Origin of the sequence: Streptomyces sp. NPDC059455, from assembly GCF_042750115.1 — a bacterium.
GTDB classification, from domain to species: Bacteria; Actinomycetota; Actinomycetes; order Streptomycetales; family Streptomycetaceae; genus Streptomyces; species Streptomyces endocoffeicus.
On the sequence record NZ_JBHYVB010000070.1, the window covers coordinates 1 to 20182 of the forward strand.

Here is a 20182-nt window from a genome sequence, read left to right on the forward strand (position 1 = left end):
TGTCGTTCCGTCTCGTTGAAGAACTCCCGTTGATAGCAATGCATCAACGACGCAGAACGCTCACGGTGACGCTCGTTGCAGACAGAGAAGAGAGAAGCTCAGGCCCCATAACCGACGGGCCGGCGATCACCAAGTTCTCGGCGCGGCCGATCCACTCCAGCGTGATCAGGGAGTTCTGGGTGGGTTCGGGGATCGTGGAGTCCTCGGCCCGCCAGGAGCCCAGGGTCTTGCCGGTGGGGAAGTTCGCCGAGTGCCGTCGCAGACGGCGGGTGGCCGCGTCGCGGCCGGTGACCTCCTCGGCGATCAGCAGCCGCAACACCTCGGCGGGGTCCCAGCGTTGAGCGCGGGCGGTGGCCAGGACATCGGGGGCGGCTTTGCGCATATAGGGCAGGCGCATGCGGCGCATGAGCTTGTCGAGTTCTTCGGGGAGGGCGGGCGGGCTGGGAAAACTCATGGAGGTGCCGTTCTCGTAAGTGGCGTGTGGTCAGAATGCGGTGGCGGGCGGCGTGTCGGGTCAGCAGCCCAGGGCCTGCCAGCCGATGGTTCCGTTCTGGACGGAGTGGGCCTCGTCCGCGCGGAAGACCTTGCCGGCGGGCTTGCTGTCGGCGATGTGTCCCAGGATCGAGAGCAGGTCGCCGTCGGCGAAGCGCCCGGCCGTGGCCGCAAGGCCGAGGGCCTGGTCGACTTTGTCGTTGCCCAGGACGGTGGCCAGCTCGACCGCGCGGGCCATCTTGGCGCGGATGCGGACCGCGCCGGCGGGGCCGGCCTCCTTGAGCCAGCGCCCGGCTCCGGGGCCGATGCCCACGAACGCGATCTCCGCTTCCGAGCGGGGTTGCAGCCTCGGCTGGTGGATGCTGCGGCCATCGGGATGGTCGGGGTAGTGCGCGTCGATGATCTGCGGAACACCCGGGGTGGAGAGCTGGTGGCGCCAGATCTCGAGAAGGTCCCCGGAGTTGGTGCGGGCGGTGATGGAGAGTTCTTCGCCGACCACCCGGCACCACACCTTGGCACCGGTATAGCCCACCGGTGTCGAGTAGCGCACCGCGTTGAAGCTGATCGTGCGGTCCGAGCCGACCAGCCTCTCCTCGCCCAGTGCGAGCGCGAGCGGCTCGACGGGTAGGACATGCAGCGTGGTGCGTTCGACGTCCAGACGGCTCGCGGGTATCTGCCCAGTCGCCCGGTGACGGCGTGAGTTCACCGCATCGCACCAGGTCAGGCAGGCATCGGCGAGCTCGGTGAACGAGTCGTAGGCGGACAGCAAGTTCGCGCTGGTGGGCACCAGGTCGGCCTTCGCGATCCGGACCGTGGCCTCCGCACCGCCTTTCGATTCCGGGTCGTAGGGCACGCAACTGACGACCTGGCAGCCGTAATGCCGGCCCGCGGCGACCATCTGCGGATGCCGCACCGGGATCCCGGCGATGTGCTCGACGGTCACCGTCTTCGCGTTGTCGGTCAGCACATACGTCGGCGCCCCGCCGATCCGTCGCAACGTGGTGTCCAGGCAGGCCACCAGCGTGCCCAACGTGCAGTCCCAGACCGGGATCACGACCCGGAACCGCGACCAGGACAGCCATGCGCAGAACAGCCAGGTCCGTCGCCCCGCGATGCGCGGACCCTCACCCCAGTCGAACTGCAGCCACCGGCCCGGCTCGGGAATCCACGGCCGGTACGTCCGGCGCTTGCCCGCCTTCCACGCGCTTTTCGCCGCGTTCACCGCCCGTCTCGTCGAGCGCGCGCTGCCCCGGTAGCCCATCTTCACGAGTTTCTCGTGGACCACATCGGCGCGGATCGTCGCCTTCGACTGCTCGACCCACTCCTCGACCTTCTCCAGGAACGCGTCGATCATCTTCGGCCGCGGCTCTCGCTCATAGGGATTGCGCCCGCCATTGCGGGCCTCGACATACCGCTTGACCGTCTTCGGGTCGTGCCCCGTCAAGGTCGCCGCCGACCAGACCGTCCCGGTCAGGTCGTACGCCTCAAGGATTTCCATAATCTCCGTGTCAGACTTCGTCACGGGACCTCTCCGGCCGGTAGCTGATGCGCGCAAACACCAGCAAACGGTCGGAGGGGTCTCCTCCGCTTAAGGAAGTGATCAGGAACACCACTGGTCAGACGGCCATCCACCTGGAATTCCGGTGGCCATCAGCCTGGACTCGGCTGGCCGCGCATCTGGACTTTGCCACGGCCGCCGTCAGCTACGGAAGCGCGGTGCCTACACACCGGCTGCCCAAGTGAGGTGACGCCACCTTCAAGGTACTGCCCGACGCTGAGGAACAGCACCCACCCCGGCGAAGCCGGCAACTGATCCCGCTCCAAAGCCTCGATCCTGTGAACCAGGTCCTTGCCGTCCCGTCCGGTTTGCCTCCCTTGCGGCCCACTCATGGTCGACAGGGGCCGCCCGGGCAACTCGGCGGTCGCGCGCCCGGCACCCCCGTCTCGACAGAAACCTGCTTCGGAGCAACCGTCTGCGTCTTCGTTGGTCCGCACCCGGACCAGTTGGGGTGCTCTCGGGCGGAGTGCGGCCTCGCCGTCAGCGGCTGCGGGAGATCCCCGTGACGGGAACGAGTCGACCTGCGGGCAGTGCGCCTGCTGCTGCGATCAGCACGACAAAGCTGCCCAGAACAATCGCGAGCCGGGGCGCTGACTCGCGTGGCGACGGCCGGGATCGCCGTCTTGCTGTGGCCGTACTCCTGGAGCCCCACCGGCGCCGCCTCAAGGATCACCGCCCGGCTCGCCATCCGATCGCGCCCATGCCGCGACGCTGTCCGGCGCAGGCTCGGGCTGCGGCGTGCGGTCGGCAATTCGCTCGCCCATCCGCCCAAGTGTACGGATGGTCAATTGACTCAGCGGGGTGTATGGTTTTTATTGACCACTTGGTCACCAAGGAGTGGTCGGTCTGTCGAGGAGCGGTACTGCCCATGTCTGACCTGCAGCAGCCGATGGCGTGCGTAGGGCCCAGTCACCGGCATGACCCGGAACCTGGTGGTCGTGGACGGGAATCGCGTCAGCGCCTCCGAGGCGGACGCCGGACCGGAGAACCATCGTGTTGATGCCGGGCATCCCGGAGGTTCAACGCGGCCAGGTACTCGACGCCGTTCCCGGAATTGATTGCGCCACACTGCCGACCGACCCGCTGACATCCGTCCGAAGACACCGATCCACAACGACGAACGAGAAGAGGCACATCATGCCGGTCCCTGAGCCGCTGACGCCCGAGAACACCACCATCGTGTTGATCGACCACGCGGTCGGCTTCGCGAACCTGTTGCGCTCTCACGACCTCGGCACACACATCAACAACGTCGTCGGGCTGGCCAAGACCGCGACGCTCTTCGAGACGGGCCTCGTGGTCACCAACGGCGAAAGCGACAAACCTTCCGGCCCGCTCTACCCCGAGCTCCTCGCGGTTATCGGCGACGACTTTCCCGTGATCGAGCGCCCCGGCGCGACCAACGCCTTCGCAGATGCGAGCTTCGCGGCCGCCGTCGAGGCCACCGGCCGCCGCAAGCTGGCGATCGCGGGAGTGTCGACCGAGGGATGCGTGCTGCAGAGTGTCCTTGGGGCGATGCGTCTGGGCTATGAGGTGTACGTGATCGCCGACGCCTCCGGCTCCCTCACCAAGGAGACCCACGACATCGCCATACAGCGCATGGTTCAGGCCGGCGCGGTGCCGACCACGTGGTACTCGCTGGCCGGTGAACTCGAGTACGACCACACCTCGGCACGGGGCCCGCTCCTGCAGCAGGTTATGCGCGAGCACCAGCCCACGATGGCGAAGGGCGTACAAGCCTACGCTTTCACCAAGTCGCTGATGCAACGGTCATAACGATTTCACCCCTCCCGGGAGCATGCCGACGAGCGGGCACGTGCGGTGGAGCCCATCGAGATCGACGGCGTGCCGACTCCGGCGCGGTCGAAGGCGGCGGACGCCTGGTCTAGCGATGCTGTTCCCACCCGGTTGCCCACGTCGCTGCCGCGATGAGCATCTCTCCCGGGCCGAAAGTGGGTCAACCGCTGGCGACGTCGTAGCAATGCCGAGTCACTAGCTAGATCGACGCTCGGCACCGCGCCGACGCCCGGACTCTCGACCCCAGCGTGGGTCGTCGGCTAGGCAGTTTCGTTTGGATCACCGGGCGGACCAGAGGAAGATGCCCGCGATGTGGAGTCCGGCCAGGTAGATGGTGGCGGTCTTCTCGTAGCGGGTGGCGATGCCACGCCACTGCTTGAGGCGGTTGATGCACCGCTCGACGGCGTTGCGCTGCTTGTAGGTCTCACGGTCAAAGGCCGGTGGCCTGCCGCCCCAGCTGCCCCGACGTGGCCGGTGCGCGCGCTGGTCAGCGGGAACAGGGATCACAGCTCGGATGCCGCGCTTGCGCAGGTGCTCGCGGATCGCGCGGGAGGAGTACGCCTTGTCGGCCAGGACCAGGTCCGGCCTGGTGCGAGGCCGTCCTCGCCGACGGGGAACGCACAGGCGGGCCATGACGTCGGTGAAGGCGGGTGCGTCACCCGCCTGGCCTGCGGTGAGAATGAACGCCAGAGGCCGGCAGCGGGCATCGGCCGCGAGGTGGATCTTCGTGGTCAGCCCGCCGCGGGAGCGGCCGATGGCATGGTCGTCGGGTTCGCTGGCCGGGGCCCCTTTTTGCGGGCCCCGGCCGCGTGCTGGTGAGCCCGCACGATCGTTGAGTCCTTGGACGGCAAGGGGCCACGGGTCTACGAGCCGATCATCGGCCCCATCCGCACCCGCCCGCGTTCCGCGATCGGAGCGGACAGCCCCGAGTGGTTCAGCGCCGAGGATCTCGGGGCGCACGCGGGTCAGCTCGTCGCAGGCAGCGGCCCATACTCCGAAGCCTCGCTCCAGTACCTGGCCACACGCGCCCACGGAATACGCACGGCCCCGCTGCGATAGCGGACAGCGGACCCCGGCAAGAGCCCTCGCACCCTGCGGAGACAGCGATGCGCACCACCGACAACCCGTCCCGGCTCCAATCCCTCGACCTGCCTGACGACCTCGCCGCCATCGCCGTACGACCGGGCGAGCCCCGCTACGGCGCCGTACGGCACACCTACACCCGCCTCGGTTCCCCTGGCGCTGTTCTCCTCGTCCGCGACGCCCACGACATCGGGGCGGCTCTGGCCCATGCCCGAGCAGCCCAGCTGCCGTTGACGGTACGCAGCGGCGGGCACGGCATCAGCGGGCGGTCCACGAATGTCGGCGGGATCGTCGTCGACCTCTCTCAGCTCGGCACCGTCGAGGTCTTGGAGTCCGGCCTGGTACGGGTGGCGGCCGGGGCTCGCTGGGGCGAGGTCGCCGCGGCTCTCGCGCCGTACGGCATGGCGATCTCCTCTGGGGACACCGGGGACGTCGGCGTCGGCGGGCTGGCCACCGCTGGAGGCATCGGCCTGATGTCCCGCCTGCACGGCCTGACCATCGACCATATACGCGCCGCCGAAGTTGTCCTCGCCGACGGATCCGTGGTGCGCACCGACACCGCACACGACCCGGACCTCTTCTGGGCCGTACGCGGGGCGGGCGCCAACTTCGGGGTGGCTACGGCCTTCGAATTCCACCCCGCGCAGGTGCGCGAGGTGACCGCCGCCGTGACCGTGTACGACGCCTCGGACCCGGCCGCCTTCCTGACACGTTGGGGCGCAGCGGTTGAGGCGGCGCCCCGCGCAGTTACCAGCTTCTTGACCCTCGTCCTCGGTCCCGGCGGGAAAGCTGTCGCGCAGGCGATGACGGTGTACGCGGGCACGGACGCGGCCATGGTTGGCGCGGCGCTCGCTCCCTTGCTGGCGGCCGGACCGGTACTGCGCAACCAGGCTTTCACTACCCCCTACCACCAGTTGCTGCCCGCCAGCCGCGGGCTGCAGTACGCACAACAGCCGCTCACCGTATCTCGCTCCGGGCTGCTCGACCACATCACACCGCTCGCCGCCGAGAACATCGCAGGTCTGCTGGAGGTAGCCGGCATGGTGCAACTGCGCTCGGTCGGCGGAGCGGTCAATGACACGCAGTCCGCAGCTATGGCCTACTCACACCGCACCCAGAACTTCTCCCTCATGGCCGCCACCGTGCCCGGCCAGGGCTCCGACCTCGACCAGCGGTGGGATCTTCTCCACCCTCACCTGAACGGCCTCTACCCGAGCTTCGAAACCCGCACCGGACGGCAGCAGTTCCAGGACGCCTTTCCCGGTGCGGTGCTGGACCGGCTCGTCACGCTCAAGGCGCACTACGACCCCGACCACCTCTTCGACACCAACTTCGCCCTGCCGTCCGCGCCGTTCCCGCCCTGAACGCGACGAGGAGATGACCAACAGAGTTACTCCTGCTCAAGCGCACCGACGACAGGTACAAGGACCTCCAACGCCTGTCGGTGCCGGAGGGCGAGGACGGGGAGTTCTTCCGCATAGGCGACCGCGCCTCCCCCACGGTGGCCAGCACCGTTACGGCAACGGCCCCTGGTTGAGGCCGCCGTAGAGAGCCCCGTGCCCGCGGCGGTGTTCCGGGGCGAGCGCCAGATCGACGAGCGTCCCCACAGGCCCATTCGGGCATAACAGGGCGTCGCATAACTCGAACAGCGCGTCGCCCCGGACGATCAGACACGCGTACAACTCCGTCTCGGTAGCGTGACACTTCCGAGAACACGTCCCTCAGGACACCTGGGTACTCCAGACTCACCGGAAGATTTCAAGTCCAGTGAGACGTTTGTGTAGCTATGAGGTCTGTGGTTCGGTTTCCCTGCGCTTGGCGGGGTCGTTGATCCACGCCTTGCGGGGTATCTCGGGTGGTGTGGGGCGGCGGCCGAAGCGTTCGGGGTGGCGGGCGTATGCCCCGGAGAGGGTGACGGCTCTCTGGTCGCGGACCTCCTCGGCGGTGCCGAAGTGGACGCTGGCCGGCGTGTGCCATCCGATGCCCGAGTGCCGGTGTTCGTGGTTGCAGTAAGAGGTGAAGGCGTCGGACAGTGCGAGTGCCGAATAGTCATCCGCGCAGCTCAGGCCGCTCGCTGGTATTCGTGGAGGGTTCCGCCGAGTTGGTCTCGTCGATCGATTTCCAGGTGGGCGAGCTCGTCTTGTTGAGTGATGGGTGCAGGTAGCGGGCGGCATGGGGCGGCTTGCTCGAGGGCTCTGTGTGGGCGGTGTTCGTTGTAGAAGGCCTCGTACTCGCGCAGTGCGTGGAGGAGGTGGGCCTGGTTCCAGATCAAGGTCCGGTCCAGGAGTTCGGTGCGACAGGTCTGTATCCAGCGCTCCATGAGCGAGTTCATCCGGGGTATCCGAATGCCGGTGATGACGACCTTGAGACCGGCGTCGGTCATCAGGGCGTCAAAGGCGGCTGTGAACTGCGAGTCTCGGTCGCGGATCAGGAATTGTGCCCTGGTGCCCGCGTCGTCAAGGTCCATGAGGAGGTTACGTCCGAGCTGCACGATCCAGTCTGCGGTGGGGTGTGCGGTGGCGCCGAGTATCCGGATGCGCCTGGTGGCGTGCTCGATGACGGCGAAGACGTACAGGCGCGCTCCCGTCAGAGTGCGGACTTCGAAAAGATCGCAGGCGAGAAGAGCCTCGGCCTGACTGCGGAGAAAGTCGGCCCAGGTGGTGCTCTGTCGATCGGGCGCTGGCGGGATGCCGTGCTCGCGGAGGATCTCCCAGACGGTGGAGGCGGCGACCTTGATGCCCAGTGCTGCGAGTTCGCCGTGGATCCGGCGATACCCCCATGAGGCGTTCTCCCTGGCCAGGCGCAGGACCAGGGCGCGGATCGAGCGGATGGTGCGTGGGCGTCCGCGCCGCTTGGGCACGCAGGTCGCGGCATGGCGTCGCCTGAGCAGGTCACGATGCCAACGCAAGACCGTGTCGGGGCGGGCCAGCAGCAGAAGGTGCCGCAGTTTCTCTTTGGGGAGGTGGTGGAGCAGGCCGGCGAGGACGGCGCGGTCAGTGTCGTTGAAGGTCGGCTTGCCGACCTGGCGTTGCAGGACCAACAGTTGGTGCTGGAGTACGAGGATCTCGATGTCCATCGCTTTGTCGCTCATCGGCAGGAGGCGTAGGAACGCCAGGGCATTGGTCGCGGTGAGGTAGGCCAGGCGCAGCAGCACGACAGATCATGATGCCGCCCGGGCCCTGTGCGGGTGAAGGCAATTGGGCGAATGACAAGGAGAGCCGAAGATCCGTGATCAGACTCCCGACCTGTGTGGATGAATTATCGGCACCCGCAATGCTCTGTCACCTCCGTTCCGTGAACGATGTTCCGGTGGGACCTCTGCCTCGCCTCACAGGCCGGGGGCAGCGGGGTCCTTGCGGGCAACGACCAGGCGTTTGCGGTCACGCTCTTCGTCGCTGCCCGAGATCAGCTCGCCGCGGTGGAGCCCGTAGGCGGCCACCTGCGTCAGGCCACCGCTGTGCAGCAGCTGTTCGACGTGGGCGGGGGGAAAATAGGAGAACGAGTGCAGCGTGCTGGTGCGCTGCCAGGTGACGCCGTCCGCCGTGGCGAAGTAGTCGATCTTCAGATCCGCTGCCTCCGCCTGCCGGGGGGACGCGATACCCCGGTGGACAGTGACCGATGCCGGCTCTTCCTCGACGCTCATCGTCTGGGCGAGCCTGCGGTAGAAGCCGGCCGTGTTGACATCGAAGACGAACAGATTCCCCCCGGCCGCAGCACACCCGCCACACTCCGGAAGGACGCCCGCAATTCCCCCTCGTCGGTGAGATAGTTGAGCGGCTCGCCAAGAGCGACCGCCACATCGAAGGGTCCCGCCTCGGGAAGGTCACGAAGATCCCCGACGAGGAACCGCACCTCTTCGGCTCCCGGCTTGGCAGACGCCATACGGACCATCTCCGGCGAGAGATCGATACCCGTCACCCGGAATCCCGAGGACGCCAGCCGCAAAGCGGCCTTGCCCGTACCACACCCCAAATCCACCAGATCACGGCCAGGCGCGCCATGACGATCGATCAGCTGCCTGTAGAGACCGACCCACACGTCGTAGTCATCAGCCCGCGTCAGCCGGTCGTAGACCACAGCTGTGCGGTCGTACGCCTCCCGCACCGGATCAGCAGCCTCCCCGCCCACCCTTGGCCACCTCCTTGGGAGATCGTTCAGACCTGGTCGCCGACACTCGGTTGGAGGGGTCACGCTGCCTCCTCGGACGGGGTGAAATCGGCAGGGTCACCTACCGCCACGGCAGATACCGAGGAACGGTTCACCTACTTGAGGATTTCGTTGCCTGCGTACGTGTACGGCAACGCGGCCGACCATCCGGGCCGCGGCTCGCACCCGGGAAACCGGCGGATCTCGGCAAGCCAGGGTCGGGGCCATCGGGGAGCGGCCCGAGCCATCCTCCCCGATCCTCGACACGCTGCACGGGTACGCCCGCAATCGGGACTCCCCTGTGATGGCGACGACAGGGTGCCAGGGGCTACCGGAAGACCTCGCGACAACAGGCCGAGGTATGAGCCACAGTCACGTCTCCGGCAACGGATTCTTCTTCGAGGAGCCACGACGCTCCAATTGCTGGCGAACGCTCTCCAGCAGCCGAGATCTCATGTTTTCATGCGCTTCCATTGCTTCTACATGACGATGCCCCGTTTTAAGCATCGCCTCAAAGGCGATCACAAATTCCGCGTCGACGCGCCGGAGGTCAATCTCGCTCGCCCGCTCACCCCGGCAAGCCACTTCAGTCTCGTGCTTCCGCCGCTCAGGCGTCAAGAACCTCCCCTAGCCGGTGGTAACTCTCCGACAACTTCGCCTGCCGCTCCGCGGTCAAGAATTCTTTGTCCACACCAACCCCCCTTCTTGCTGTCGATGAACAGGCGACAGGGGATCGGACACCCCTCACTGTCCCGCCTTCGGTGGCCCTGGGGCCACGCGATGTGGGGACGGCTGGAGTCCGACGTGGCCTTCTGGTGAGCAACAACGGCCCCACGGCGCAAACGGTTCACCCGGAGGCGGGGATCTCCGTGGACTGAGCCGTTGACGGGGCCTTCCGCGGTGTCCTCCTGAGCCGCGACCGGCGGCGAGCCGTGGGGGGTGTCCGAGACCGGTCGCGGCTCTCCCCCGCCGGCGCGCAGGCCCTGATCGCCTACCCGGCCTCCGCCATGGCCCACGGCCGAACTCCGCTCACCAGGTGGTCCCGGCTTATGGAACAGGGCCGTGGAGCCGTGGGGGACGCCGCGCCGGTGCGCGACGTCAAACGCCGTATACCCGCCCTCGCCGCAGCGGCCACCACGCCCGGGACCGGACCACCCTGAGAAGAAACACGCAGGTCACAGGCAAGCGTGACAGGGAAGGAACGCTTTCGCCGCCGCCCGTGCGCGGCCTTCCCGGGCGGCGGATCCGCCGCTCCGCCAGTCAATCGAACGTCAAATCAATGTGGAACACCGCTCGAAACACTCCCTCCGGCTCGGAACCACCGAGTCCGGCATCGATGCCTGGCCTCCATGAGGTCACAGAATGCGGGAGCGAGAACGCTCCCGTCAGGCGAGAAGGGATCGTCATGGTACTTGCCCACGCTCCGCGCCCGGTCAGTACGGTGGTCCGGCCCGTCCGGGTCGTGATCGCCGACCACCAGGAATTCGCCAGAGTCGGCATCAAATCGCTGCTGGAGCGCGGTCCCGAAGTCCAGGTCGTCGGTACGGCCGGGAACTCCGCGGAAGCCCTCCAACTGGTGGAAGGGGAAGGGCCCGACGTGGTACTGGTGGACGCCTCGCTGCCGCCGGCCGGCTGGCTGGACGTCACCCGCGGCGGCCTCCGGCCCGGCGGCACGACCCGTCGCACCAGAATCATGCTCATGGCGCAGGAGCTGACCGACGACACCCTGCTGTGCGCCATGCGCGCCGGTGTCCACGGCTATGTGCTCAAGAACTCCCCGGACTGGGTTTTCTCGACCGCGATCCGGTCGGTCGCGGATGGAGAACCCTTCCTCGCCGGGCCGGCGATCCGGCGTCTGTTCTCCCGCTTCACCCTTCTGCCGAACCATGACCCGGCCACGGTGCCCGGCGAACTGGCCGACCTCAGTTCGAGGGAACTGGAGGTGGTCCGCGGTATCGGCAACGGGTTATCGAACCGGGAGATCGCCAGGCGGCTGGGGGTCGCCGAGAACACCATCAAGTCTTACGCGTCCAGCATTCTGACCAAACTGAACGTACGCAACCGGGTCGAGGTGGCACTGACGGCATGCCGGCTGGGGCTCGTACCCCTCTATCCAGCTCTGCTGTCCACCCAGCGTGGTGCGCCCGGCGCCGCCTTAGCCCCCAGGCCGCCCCTGCCCCAGGGCCACGCACCGCGGAACCAGAGCATGAGCGGTGCGGGCCGGGGGCAGGCGGGCTGCTGATCCGTATGAAACAGCCGCTGTAGCCGCGGGTACCACGGATCTTCCCGCCGCACGCCACATAGGACGGTGAAACACGGCGTCCGCGTCATCGGTGGCCGAACGGGACTGTCCGGCCGCGCCTGCCGGCACGGCACTATGCCCCCCGCGACGGCGAGTTGCCGAGGCATGTGCCTTCGCACACGTGCCGCCGACGGCGACCAGTACCTGCCCCGTCCGGGCAGGCAGCGTATTTCACGAATGTGCGCGCGTTCCGAAGGGTCTTCTCCAGTCGGTGCACATGCCGTTTCCCGCTCCACCGGCTCCGGCGGGCGGCTCGGGGTCGGTGAGTCGGTCTGGTGCCGGTTGCCCGGGGGATCGGTGCGGCCGGTGTCCGTTGTAGTGCTCCGCGTACTCGCCGATGACGAGGCGGAGGTGGCGCTCTTCGGTGATCAGGATGCGGTCGGTTGCCTCTCGCGTCGGCATGACTCCAGCGTTCGGCGTTGGCGTTCATCCGTGGCACGGCGGGCAGCGTGGGTACCACGCGCATGCCGGCCGCTTGGAAGGCGGCGTCGAAGCTATCGGTGAAGTACGCGCCGCGGTCCCGGACAAGGAACCTGATCGACTCTGCACGGTCCCCGAGGTCCATGAGGTAGTTCCGCGCTTGCTGGGTGATCCAGGGGCCGGTCGGGTTGCGTGTGGCGCCGGCGATGTGCACCCGGCGGGTGCTGTGGTCGATGAAGAAGAGCACGAACCAGCGTCCCCACCCCGGGTTCTCCCGTGCGAGGCGCGGGACCAACTGCCGCGGTGCTTCCGGCTTCGGCGGTCGGCCCGGTCGGTGGTGTGCACAGGTGAACTTCCTGGCGACGAGGCGTGCGTGCCGGCGCGGGACCGACCGTGGAGTGACCAGCAGCGCCATTGGAGCGTGCGCAGCGCATGCTCCCGGGCGTTCGCCGCTCCCGAGGAACCCATAACGGTCCAACTCACAGCCCGCCGCAGGAGTCGCGTGCCGGGGTCACGCGCTGGGGCTGGGTGCTCGGGTCCCCGATGTGCCGGGCGGGTCGGAGCGCTGCGGCCCCACGACCCTGTGCGTCCTGTTCCTGAGACGATACCGGTGCCGGAGCGCGCGCATGATCAGCGATCGCCGCAGTTGCGCACGTCAGCCGGGAGCCGCCGGGGCCGGTCCCGCACAGCCGGCGCACGTCCGGGCTTTCTCCACCGCCTACTTTCGATGCGGCCCCCGGGCACCAAAGTTGATCCTCGGAGGCTCCAAGGTGGCCGGTCCGGCGCAATAAGTAATGCTGCTTGTTGACTTCCTCCGACAATCGAGCGGAAGATCTACGCAAAATGACGGAAGCTTCCGTGAGCGGTCTTCCGCAGGGGGATATCCGATATCCCCGCGCCTTCCCGTAAGGCCTGCAACGCAAGGAACGAGGAGGCTATTCCCCCCATGACTGCGGTCAACGATTCCGTGCTCCCTCACGGAAGCCTGGTGGACGTTCTACGCAAGGGCACCGAAGAAACTCCCGACGAAATCGTCTACGCCTATCTGCGTGACGGCACGAGGGTCGAAGAGAGCCTGACCCGCGCGGATCTGGACCGGGCCGCACGGGCCCGCGCCGCACTGCTGCAGGAATCCGGTCTGACCGACCGGCACGCCATTCTTGCCTATCCGCACGACCTCGAATTCATCCGTGCTTTCACCGGATGTCTCTACGCCGGTATCGCCGGGGCCCCGGTGAAGTTCCCCGGCCGCCGCGCCGAATTGGCCCGCCTGGCACCGATCGCGGAGTCCGCCGGCACCACCACGGTCCTCACCACCCGGGCCGCCCACCGCGAGCTGCTCGAACGCTTCCCGGACGCACCGGAGTTGCACGAGCTGAACTGGATCGAGACCGACGACGGCACCGACGGCCGGGAGGAAGCGTGGACCGCTCCCGACATCACCCCGGACCACCTGGCGCTGCTCCAGTTCACTTCGGGCTCGACCGGCCATCCCAAGGGCGTCATGGTCTCGCACCGCAACTTCGCCGAGCAGGCCGCGGCGTTGAAGACCGCGCTCGGCTTCGAGGACGACAGCGTGATCGTGTCGTGGCTGCCCTTCTTCCATGATTTCGGGCTGGTGTTCAGTGTCGTCGCTCCCCTCCGGCTGGGCGTACCCGCCTATCTGATGTCGCCCGGCGCGTTCGTGCGGCGGCCCCGGCGTCTGCTGGAGGCGGTCTCCCACTTCCGTGGTACGCACGTCGGGGGCCCCGACTTCGGCTACGACCTGTGCGTACGCGGCGCCGCACACGACCTGGACCAGCTCGACCTGTCCAGCTGGCGGGTCGCGCTCAACGGCGCCGAACCGGTGCGCGACGCCACCTTGCGGCGGTTCACCGAGACCTTCAAGGCCGCCGGGTTCGATCCGCGTGCCTACAGCCCCGCCTATGGTCTGGCGGAGGGCACGCTGGTGGTGAGCGCCAAGCGCGTCACCGACCTGCCCCGCACCGTACGGGTGTCGACCGCCGCCCTGGCGGAGAGCCGGGTGGTGGGTGCGGACCGGGCGACGGACACCACGTCCCTCGTCAGCTGTGGCCCCGCCCTCCCGGGCACCGTCGTCCGCATCGTCGATCCGGTCGATCGCCTGCCGCGCGGCGAGGAGGAGATCGGGGAGATCTGGGTGCGGGGGGCGAGCGTCGCCCAGGGGTACTGGCGGCTCCCGGAGGCCACTCAGGAGACGTTCGGGGCCCGTATCGCGGGGGAGGAATCGGGGGGCGTCCACCTGCGGACCGGCGACCTGGGCTTCCTGCGGGACGGGGAGCTGTTCGTGACCGGTCGCCGCAAGGACGTGATCGTTCTCCAGGGGCACAACTACTACCCCCAGGACATCGAGTACGTCGCCGAGAGCTGCCACCCCTCCCTGACCAGCGGTTCGGCGGCGGCCTTCGCCCTCGAACGCGACGGGGAGGAACAACTCGCCGTCGTCGTCGAGGTCACCGGAGCGGCATTGGAGGAGACGACCGCGGACGACTTCGCCCGGCGGGTCAGGGACGCCGTGTGGTCCGACTGCCAACTGCCCGTCTCCGAGCTGGTGATCGTGCGCAGGGGCGCCCTGTCCAGGACCACCAGCGGCAAGATTCAGCGCCGGGAGTGCCGACGCCGGCTGGAGAACGGCGAGTTCAGCCGGCTCACCCTGGCCGTCCTCAACGGACGCGGGAACCGCCCCGCCCCCGTCGCCCCATCCGCCAACACCCCGTCGGCGGCGCTGCCGTCGAACCTCCTCAAGCCCATGGTGCGCACGCTGCTGTCCCGCATCACCGGGGTTCCCACGGACGGGATAGCCGACGACCAGTCCTTCGCCGAGTACGGACTGTCCTCGCTCGGCGCCCAGCAACTGGCCGCGGCGATCGAGCCCGTGGTGGGCCGCCCGGTGCCGGTGGAATGGATCCTCAACCATCCCACCGTGGTACGGCTCACCGCGGTACTCGGGCAGCCGGAAGGACACGCCTGAGTGATGAGCGAAGCGAAGAGCGCTGACGGCTCGGCGGAGCACGACATCGCCGTCATCGGCATGGCCTGTCGGTTTCCGGGTGGCGTACGCACGCCCGAGGACCTGTGGCGGCTGTCCCTGACGGAGACGGACGCCATCACCGAGATCCCGGAGTCCCGCTGGCGGACCGCCGACCTGTACGCGGCGGACCCAACCCGGCCGGGAATGATCAGTACCAAGTGGGCCGGATGCATCGAGGACATCGACCGCTTCGACGCGGAGGCCTTCGGTATCTCGCCCCGCGAAGCGGCCCAGATCGACCCCCAGCAGCGGCTGCTGCTGGAGACCGCGCACGAGGCCCTGGAGACGGCCGGAGCCGAGCGGCACGGTGCCGCGGTGTCGGGCGGCGGTGTCTTCGTGGGGATCAGCGGCAGCGACTACGGCAGGCTCCTGGGGCGGGACCTGCCCGCGGTCGACGGGCACTTCAGCACTGGGCAGGCCAGTTCCATCGCCGCGAACCGGCTCTCCTACGTCTTCGGCATGGCGGGGCCGAGCCTGGCCGTGGACACCGCCTGTTCCTCCTCCCTGGTGGCCGTGCACCTCGCGGTGCGGAGCCTGCGTGCCGGTGACTGCCGACTGGCCCTGGCGGCCGGCGTGAACCTCGTACTCGCACCCGACCAGTGGGTCTCAGCGTCCAAGGCGGGCATGATGTCGCCCACCGGACGGTGCCGCTCGTTCGGCGCCGGGGCCGACGGATTCGTACGGTCGGACGGCTGCGGGGTGCTGGTGCTCAAGCCCCTCGCGCTGGCCGAGGCCGACGGGGACCACGTCCTCGGCGTGATCCGCGGCTCGGCGGTCAACCAGGACGGCAGGAGCAACGGGCTGACCGCGCCCAACGGCCCGGCCCAGGAGGCGGTGATCCGGGCGGCGCTGGCAGACGCCGGGATCGGGCCCGAACAGGTCGGCCACGTCGAGGCACACGGTTCGGGCACTCCTCTGGGGGACCCGATCGAGATCGGCGCTCTCGCCGCCACGTACGGCCGGCGGAGCCCGGACGCCGGTCCCTGCGTGGTGAGTTCGGTCAAGTCCAACCTGGGTCACTCCGAGGCCGCGGCCGGCATGGCGGGGCTGATCCGGCTCCTGCTGTGCCTGCGCGAAGGGCAGGTGCCCGCGACGCTGCACACCCGCGACCTGAATCCGGGCCTGCCGCTGGACGGCACCCGGCTGGTGGTCGCCCAGCGGACGGAGCCATGGTCCCCCGGGCACCCTCGTGTCGGATCCGTCAGCTCCTTCGGCTTCGGCGGCACCAACGCGCACATCGTCGTCCAGCAGGCCGCCCCGGTTCCCCACCGGCCGCCCGAGCGGCATCCCGGTCCCCTCGTGCTGCCGCTCTCGGCCGTCGGCGACGAAGCGCTGCGCGCGCTCGCCGCACGCTATCTGCGGGCGGTGGACGCCGAGACCGACGGCCCGGGACGTATCGGCAGCCTGTGCTACAGCGCGGCGGCGGGCCGCAGACACCGTCCGGTCCGTGCCGCCTTCACCGGTGCCGACCCGGCCGAACTGCGCGAGCAACTGGAGTCGTTCAGCTCCGGCGGTGCCCTTCCGCGCTCCCTGTCCCGGGCCACCGGGACACCCTGGCGGGACACCGTCTTCGTCTTCTCCGGGCAGGGTCAGAAGCTGACCGGGGCCGGTACGGCGCTGCTGGCCGAACCGGCCTTCGCCGAGCACGCACAGCGCTGCGCCCGGGCGTTCGACGGGCCGCTGGACATCTCGGTCCTCGAGCTGCTGACGCGGGACGACGCCGCGGCGGAGCGGGAACTGTCACGGACCGATGTCGCCCAGGCACTTCTGTTCACCGTGCAGAGCGGGCTCGCCCTGCTGTGGGGCCGGTTCGGACTGACGCCCGCCGCGGTCATCGGGCACAGCGCCGGCGAAACGGCGGCGGCGCAAGCCGCCGGACTGCTCGACTTCGATGCCGCGGCCGCGCTGGTGCTGGCCCGGGGCACCACGATGCAGGACGCCGACGACGGACGGATGGTCGCCGTGTCGGCACCCGCGGAGGCCGTGACCCCGATCCTGGACAAGTACTCCGGCACGGTGGTGATCGCGGTGGAGAACGCCCCGCGCAGCGTCGTGGTGTCGGGTCCCGCCGCGGCCGTCACAGAACTCACCCGTGAACTGCACTGGGCCGGTCACCATTGCCGTCCGCTCCCGGGCCGCTTCGCGTTCCACAGCCCCGTCATGGCCGACGCCGCCACTGCACTGGAACGTTCCGGGGCCGGCGCCGCCACCGGCCCCGGAGGCACCCCGCTGTTCTCCTCCGTCACCGGATCGCTCCTCGACGGCACACGGCTGGACGCGACGCACTGGGCCCGTGGCCTGGCGGGCCCGGTCCGCTTCCGGGAAGCGGTCCAGGAAGCGGTCCGCTGGGGCTTCACCGCCTTCCTGGAGATCGGTCCGCGACCGACCCTCGGCGGCGCGATCCGTGCCAGCGCCCAGCAGGCCGACGCGACGGCACAGGTCGTGCACGCGGCGTGCCCGGAGGACGCCGACCTCAAGGGCCCGCGCGGTGTGCTTCCCGACCTGTACGTACGGGGAGCCGACATCAACTGGCAGGCGGTCTACGCCGGGGGCCGCTTCCTGCCCGGCACGCCCACCTACCCTTGGCAGCGGGAGTCGCACTGGGCAGTGGGCACCTTCCTTCCCACGGTCCGCCACGACCGCGCCCGTGTCCAGGAATCCTCGTCGTCGGCGTCCTCCGTCTCCGTGGCGCCTTCCGTCCCCGTGGCGCCTTCCGTTTCGGCCGATGGGCAGCGCGCGGCGGCGCCCGTCGTGCCGGCCGGCCGTTCCGTCGGCTCCCTCGTCCGTGCACAACTCGACGTCATGCGACAGCAGCTGGCTCTGCTCGGGCGGCCCCGACAGTCACCGGGGCCCGACCGCTGGCCGGTCTCCGCTCACCAGCGCGAACTGTGGGAGCTGTGCCGCAGGTCGGGTCCGGAGGACGTCGCCTACAACGAGACCGTGGTGCTGGCCTTCCGGGGTGTTGTCGAGACCGAGCCGCTCCGCCGCGCATTGCGCGCCGTCTGCCGGCGGCACCCCGCGCTGCGCGCCGTGTTCACACCCGACGGGACGCATCTCGTCGTCGCCGGCTCCCCCGGTCCGGACATGCTCCGCACGGTGGCCGAGGACGACTCCTCGGCCGACGCGGCGGTACGCGAGTTCGCCGACGCACCGTTCGATCTCGCGGCCGGCCCGCTGTTCCGCACCCTGCTGGTGCGCCGCGGTGCGGACCGCAGTGACCTGGTGCTCTCCGCCCACCATCTGGTGTTCGACGGCACGTCCGTGAGCACGGTTCTCGCCGACCTCGCCACCGCCCACGGACAGGCCGTGGACGGTGCGGATCCCGTACGGGACGCCGTGCCCAGGCAGCCCGGTGCCACCACGACGCGGGAAGGCGCGTCCGAGGAGCTGGTGGCGTACTGGCGCGGCCGCCTCGACGCCCGCCCCGCCCCCCTGTGGGTGACCGGCGCCGAAGCGGCCGCATCCATGCGCCCCGGCCCGCCGACACGGCAGACGTTCCGCATGGAGCAGGGGGTGTGGGACGCGTTGACCTCACGGTGCCCGGCCCTCCGCAGCACGCCCTTCATGGTGGCGTTCAGTGCCTTCACCGCAGCGCTGCACAGGCTGTCCGGCCGCGACGATCTGGTGGTCGGGGTCCCCGTGGACCAGCGGCGGGATGAGCGGGAACTCGGCTGGGTGGGTCACTTCGTGAACTACGTGCCGGTGCGCAGCCGGAGGACCGGGCCGGGCTTCCTCCCGCACCACCGGCGGACGAGCCGGGCCCTGCTCAAGGACATGGGCCGGGCGGACCTCCCGCTACACGGCATGCTGGAGGCGCTGGAACGCGAGGGCGCCGTGACGGATCCCTGGGCGACGCGGCGCGAACTGACCTCCGTGGTCTTCGACCTCAATCCCACGGTGCCCGAGGTGGCCTTGGGCGGGGCACGCGGCGAGATCGTGCTGCCGCCGGTGAAGGAGGCCAAGTTCGATCTCTTCTTCGACGTCATCCCCGTCGGCGGCGCGATACACGTGGACGTCATTCACCGTGCCCATGTGCCCGTGGACGACGTCCGCCGACTCTGGACGCACTGGCACGAGCTGATCCGGCAGGTCGCTTTCGACACCACGACGGGCTGAGCAGCACGGCGCTGAGCAACACGGCGGGGCCGGTGTCACCGAGTCGCACCGCGGCACCGGCCCAGGTCAAGTCAGGTCAGGTCAGGTCAGGTCATCCAGTGGGCCCCGCACCGGCCGGCAGCGCGTCGAGCTGCTCGCGCAGGGTGTCCAGCCCCATGGAGCCCATCTCCAGTGCCTGCCGGTGGAAGGTCCGCAGGTCGAAGGTATCGCCGTGCCGCTGGCGCGCCTCGTCCCTGGCCCTGAGCCACAGCCGCTCGCCCAGTTTGTAGGCGGGTGCCTGACCGGGCCAGCCGAGGTACCGGTCGATCTCGTCACGGGCCTGGCCGGGGTCGACGATCGTCCGGCTCAGCAGGAGTTCCAGGCCCAGTGCGGGGCTCCAGCGTTCCCCTTCGTGGAATCCGCAGCCGGCCGGAAGGTCGAGTCCGAGGTGGATGCCGAGGTCGATGACGACCCGTGCGGACCGCAGCAGCTGCGCGCCGAGCATGCCCAGTAGTTCGCCGTCGTCGAGGTGGCCCAGGTCCCGCATGAGCCGCTCGGCGTACAGCGCCCAGCCCTCACCGTGGCCCGGCACCCAGCACAGCAGTCGCTGGAACGAGTTGAGCCGGTCCGAGCATCGCACCGCCGTGCCGATCTGGAGGTGATGGCCGGGTGCACCCTCGTGGTAGACGGTGGTGGCCTCCCGCCAGGTCAGGAACACCTGCCGGTCCGCGGGCACCGACCACCACATCGTGCCGGGCCGGCTGAAGTCCTGGGTGGGCCCGTTGTAGTAGGCGCCTACGCCGCCGCCGGGCGGTGCGATCCGGCAGTCCAGCGTCATCAGCTCATCGGGGATGCCGAACTCGCGGTCCCGCAGGGCCGTCAGTGCCTTCGCCGACAGCGACCGCATCCACTCCAGCAGTTGTCGCCGCCCACGCACCTGGTAGCGGGGGTCGGCGTCCAGCACGGCGGCCGCCTCGGCCGGTGTGGCACCACGGCGGACCCGGTCGGCGACCTGGCGCAACTCCGCCTCGACGCGCAGGAACTCCTCCCAGCCCCATGCGTACGCCTCCTGGAGGTCCAGCCGTGCGCCGGTGAACTGCCGCGAGGCGATCCGGTAGACGTCCGCGCCGACGGCGTCCTCCTCGGGCGCCCTGGGGGCCAGTTCGTCGCGCAGGAACGCGGCGAAGCCGGGGGGGGGGGCGCGGGGGCGGGCGGCGGGGGGGGGGAAGGGGGGGGGGCT

At 69.3% G+C, this 20182-nt stretch carries 13 protein-coding genes and 2 pseudogenes; 6 read left to right on the forward strand and 9 right to left on the reverse strand.

Going from position 1 to position 20182, the window contains the following annotated elements; all coding sequences use genetic code 11:
* Positions 1 to 43: 43 nt before the first annotated feature.
* Both ACFXB5_RS24550 and istA read right to left on the reverse strand, forming a co-directional pair.
* Positions 44 to 454: an ATP-binding protein gene (locus tag ACFXB5_RS24550; protein WP_385211506.1), complete on the reverse strand. Its 411-nt coding sequence runs from the start codon at positions 452 to 454 to the stop codon at positions 44 to 46.
* A gap of 60 nt (positions 455 to 514) precedes the next feature.
* Entirely contained in the window at positions 515 to 1990 is a 1476-nt protein-coding gene (gene istA / locus ACFXB5_RS24555; protein WP_385211559.1) for an IS21 family transposase, read from the reverse strand.
* Between the two features lie 1059 nt (positions 1991 to 3049).
* Between istA and ACFXB5_RS24560 the strand changes: the two genes are divergently transcribed.
* Positions 3050 to 3826 (forward strand): isochorismatase family protein, encoded by a 777-nt coding sequence (locus ACFXB5_RS24560; RefSeq protein WP_385211508.1) that lies wholly within the window; start codon positions 3050 to 3052, stop codon positions 3824 to 3826.
* 300 nt (positions 3827 to 4126) lie between these two features.
* On the opposite strand, the pseudogene ACFXB5_RS24565 reads toward ACFXB5_RS24560, so the two are convergent.
* Positions 4127 to 4603: pseudogene (locus ACFXB5_RS24565) on the reverse strand (IS5 family transposase); the annotation flags it as partial.
* 84 nt (positions 4604 to 4687) lie between these two features.
* Between ACFXB5_RS24565 and ACFXB5_RS24570 the strand changes: the two are divergent.
* Both ACFXB5_RS24570 and ACFXB5_RS24575 read left to right on the forward strand, forming a co-directional pair.
* Positions 4688 to 4906 carry a hypothetical protein gene (locus ACFXB5_RS24570; RefSeq protein ID WP_385211561.1) on the forward strand — a complete coding sequence of 73 codons (219 nt, stop codon included), beginning with the start codon at positions 4688 to 4690 and terminating at the stop codon, positions 4904 to 4906.
* 47 nt (positions 4907 to 4953) lie between these two features.
* A complete protein-coding gene (locus ACFXB5_RS24575) occupies positions 4954 to 6294 on the forward strand; it encodes an FAD-binding oxidoreductase (RefSeq protein WP_385211510.1) in 1341 nt (446 codons plus the stop codon).
* A 162-nt stretch (positions 6295 to 6456) separates the two neighbouring features.
* On the opposite strand, the pseudogene ACFXB5_RS24580 reads toward ACFXB5_RS24575, so the two are convergent.
* The 5 genes and pseudogenes from ACFXB5_RS24580 to ACFXB5_RS24600 all read right to left on the reverse strand — a co-directional run.
* Positions 6457 to 6655: pseudogene (locus ACFXB5_RS24580) on the reverse strand (transposase); the annotation flags it as partial.
* A gap of 337 nt (positions 6656 to 6992) precedes the next feature.
* A complete protein-coding gene (locus ACFXB5_RS24585; protein WP_385211512.1) occupies positions 6993 to 8084 on the reverse strand; it encodes an integrase core domain-containing protein in 1092 nt (363 codons plus the stop codon).
* 174 nt (positions 8085 to 8258) lie between these two features.
* Entirely contained in the window at positions 8259 to 8573 is a 315-nt protein-coding gene (locus ACFXB5_RS24590; protein WP_385211514.1) for a hypothetical protein, read from the reverse strand.
* Positions 8570 to 9058, reverse strand: a complete 489-nt coding sequence (locus tag ACFXB5_RS24595) for a class I SAM-dependent DNA methyltransferase (RefSeq protein ID WP_385211516.1) — start codon at positions 9056 to 9058, stop codon at positions 8570 to 8572. The genes ACFXB5_RS24590 and ACFXB5_RS24595 overlap by 4 nt, the downstream gene beginning before the upstream one ends.
* A gap of 390 nt (positions 9059 to 9448) precedes the next feature.
* Complete coding sequence (locus ACFXB5_RS24600; RefSeq protein ID WP_385211518.1) at positions 9449 to 9694, reverse strand: hypothetical protein; 246 nt, start codon at positions 9692 to 9694, stop codon at positions 9449 to 9451.
* A gap of 787 nt (positions 9695 to 10481) precedes the next feature.
* Between ACFXB5_RS24600 and ACFXB5_RS24605 the strand changes: the two genes are divergently transcribed.
* The 3 genes from ACFXB5_RS24605 to ACFXB5_RS24615 all read left to right on the forward strand — a co-directional run bounded on the left by ACFXB5_RS24605 (position 10482) and on the right by ACFXB5_RS24615 (position 18963).
* A complete protein-coding gene (locus ACFXB5_RS24605) occupies positions 10482 to 11318 on the forward strand; it encodes a response regulator transcription factor (RefSeq protein WP_385211520.1) in 837 nt (278 codons plus the stop codon).
* Between the two features lie 1426 nt (positions 11319 to 12744).
* A complete protein-coding gene (locus ACFXB5_RS24610) occupies positions 12745 to 14787 on the forward strand; it encodes an AMP-binding protein (protein ID WP_385211522.1) in 2043 nt (680 codons plus the stop codon).
* A 3-nt stretch (positions 14788 to 14790) separates the two neighbouring features.
* The gene (locus ACFXB5_RS24615) at positions 14791 to 18963 is read left to right on the forward strand and encodes a type I polyketide synthase (protein WP_385211524.1); all 4173 of its coding nucleotides are present in this window, start codon (positions 14791 to 14793) and stop codon (positions 18961 to 18963) included.
* 91 nt (positions 18964 to 19054) lie between these two features.
* Here the strand turns inward: ACFXB5_RS24615 and ACFXB5_RS24620 are convergent.
* Positions 19055 to 20182: DUF885 domain-containing protein (locus ACFXB5_RS24620; RefSeq protein ID WP_385211526.1), on the reverse strand; the 1128-nt coding region annotated here is incomplete at its 5' end.